This window comes from Gordonia aichiensis NBRC 108223 (assembly GCF_000332975.1).
Taxonomy (GTDB): domain Bacteria; phylum Actinomycetota; class Actinomycetes; order Mycobacteriales; family Mycobacteriaceae; genus Gordonia; species Gordonia aichiensis.
Map to the genome: position 1 here is coordinate 1 of NZ_BANR01000055.1, position 2,252 is coordinate 2,252.

The 2,252-nt window shown below is 61.3% G+C and carries 2 protein-coding genes and 1 pseudogene; 1 reads left to right on the forward strand and 2 read right to left on the reverse strand.

Annotation, left to right across the window (positions count from 1 at the left end):
• The coding region (locus GOACH_RS22250) for a hypothetical protein (RefSeq protein WP_157227938.1) at positions 1–269 on the reverse strand (269 nt) is incomplete at its 3' end.
• 146 nt (positions 270–415) lie between these two features.
• On the opposite strand from GOACH_RS22250, the gene GOACH_RS22255 reads away from it, so the two are divergent.
• Entirely contained in the window at positions 416–1,246 is an 831-nt protein-coding gene (locus GOACH_RS22255) for a hypothetical protein (protein WP_005180362.1), read from the forward strand.
• Between the two features lie 505 nt (positions 1,247–1,751).
• Here the strand turns inward: GOACH_RS22255 and GOACH_RS22260 are convergent.
• Positions 1,752–2,252: pseudogene (locus GOACH_RS22260) on the reverse strand (ISL3 family transposase); the annotation flags it as partial.

Consider the following 2,252-nt stretch of genomic DNA (forward strand, 5'->3'; position numbering starts at 1 on the left):
CCCCGTCCATCTGTCGAGATCGACGTGGCTTGTTCCAATAACGTCAGCGTGGGACCGTAACAGAACACCGGCCCGCCGCCGGTGGCCCGCTTTGCGCGGTCGCTACCGACGTTGCCGTTGGATGCGTAGGCGTCGAGAAGAGTGTCCTGCCATCTCTTCTGGGGGATGAGAAACGCCCGTAACGCCCACTCGGAATCACCCTGTAACCAGTCGATGGCGCACGCGATCGGCGTCGGGTCACTGTTGGCGATCCATCCACAGTCAGGCACGGCGATACGGTAGCAGTGCAGCTGAGCCGAGAGGGGTGCTACGCCCACCTATCCACACATTGAGTCGTCCTTTCGACAGCGAGGACCGTACCTGCGGCGGATGCCGTCGTAGTCTCGTCGCGCTCGTGGTTCGTAGAATCCTCATGATGACCGATTACATCGCCATGTACGAACACCTCGCTGACAGGGCGAGAATCCTCCGACTTCGGTTGCAGAGTTTCAACGTGGAGCCAGGGTCTGCAATGCACTCCGACGACCTCTACCTCACCCCCGTCATGCGGTCCTTCCAGGAACTCGTCTGGCAGTTCCTCGGCAGTGCCGTCGACCATCTCCGAGTGATCGGTACGAGCGGCAGTCGGCAGCCCGCAACCAGTCCTTTCGCGTTCGCGACCCTTGCCCGCACCGCTATCACGACCGCCGCGACGGCCCTGTGGTTCCTCAACGATGATCAAGTGGAACGCCGCGTACGAATCCTCGAGATCATCGCCGCTGACCTCGTTTCCTACGCACAGTTTCGCACCACAATCAAGGAAGCAATCACCTCACCAGAGGACGCACAGGAGTTCGAGGATGAAACGCAGGTCCTCGACACGCGAACCACATGGATAGTGACCGAACATAATTCGCTCACCAACCACGATCGCAGCAGCATCAAGGCTGTCAGCGGCGCGGTCACCGACACCGGAATGGTGCGAGCTGCAGGCCTGCTCCTGGAGCCGATGCAGTTCATCCCAGGACTGCAATCCGACGCTGAACTCGTCGCGCTGTGGCAACTCCTCAGCGGATACGCGCATGGCAGACCGTGGGCGTACCAGGCAGCTAAGACCCACGGACCCACCGATGCGAACGGACTGGCCCCAACCACAATCTCAGGTGACCCGGAGTTGATTCTGGGCGTCGCTGCCATTGCAGTGAAGCTGGTCGAGATCGCATGCGACACAGCCGACAACCTCTCCCGCGCCGACGGCAATCATTAGTCGGGCCAGGAGACCTTTTGCGAGCCATTCGGCCCATTCACGGGGGCGCGATCGCGCGACGACCCGAACGCAAAGCAGCGACCGGCCAACAACCCAACTGCCGCGATTCGTGGTTCGATGGCTGCCAGTTGCGTACCAATCGACTTGTTGAAACAAACTAGATACGCACGATGAGCGGCCGATTGGCCGGCGACGAACAACCCCGCGTCAGCGTCAGCAGGAGTCGGCCCGAAATCTACTGGTCCCGCCCGGCTTTCGCCGATCGTGCTCGGTCTATCGCCTCAATGTCGATCAGTGTTTGGCGGATGTCGTCGGAGGTCGCGGTTCCGCCGCCGAGTCGTCGGCGCAAGTAGGAGACCACGAAAACTGCCACGGGTATTCCGATACTGATCCATCGTACTAAGTTCGATACCCACTCGTCAGGGTTCCAATGGCCCGATCCTTCTACGAGAAGTAGTACGAAACCGAGGAGGAGGGGGCCTGCGACAAACAGGCTCTTCCTGATTCAGAGTGCGTGTAGGTGTTCTGCCAGGCCGCCGGAGTGGATGAGTGACCGCAAGATGTAGTGGTTGAGGTTGCGGAAGCCGAGCGCGATCCCGCGTAGGTGTTCCAGGCGGCCGTTGATCGCTTCGACGGGCCCGTTGGAGGCGCCGGTGTCGAAGTAGGCCAGGATCTCGGTCCGTCGAGCCCACAGCGAGCGGCCGAGTTGGGCGAGTTCGGCGAGTTCTTTTGGCACGCCGGTGTGGATGCGTTTTGAGCAGCTTGTACATCGCGATCTTCCCGTCTCGCTTGTGCGGCTGGTCGTAGGCGTCGATCAGGTCCTGATAGACGGCGTAGGTGACCGCGACCGCCAGGTGTTCCTCACGCGCTTGGAGGCCGTTGGTGATGCGGGTCTTCTGCTTGTCGGTCAACAAGCCGATTCGAGTGAGCAGGGGGCGGCGGATGCCGTAGAGCGGGTCCCCGCTACGGCCGCGGTGTCCGCACGTATCCTGTTGTACGCGTTGTG

Bases quoted from the DNA above. Each gene is read 5' to 3' on its own strand.
- GOACH_RS22255 (WP_005180362.1), top strand. From the start codon at position 416: ATGACCGATTACATCGCCATGTACGAACACCTCGCTGACAGGGCGAGA.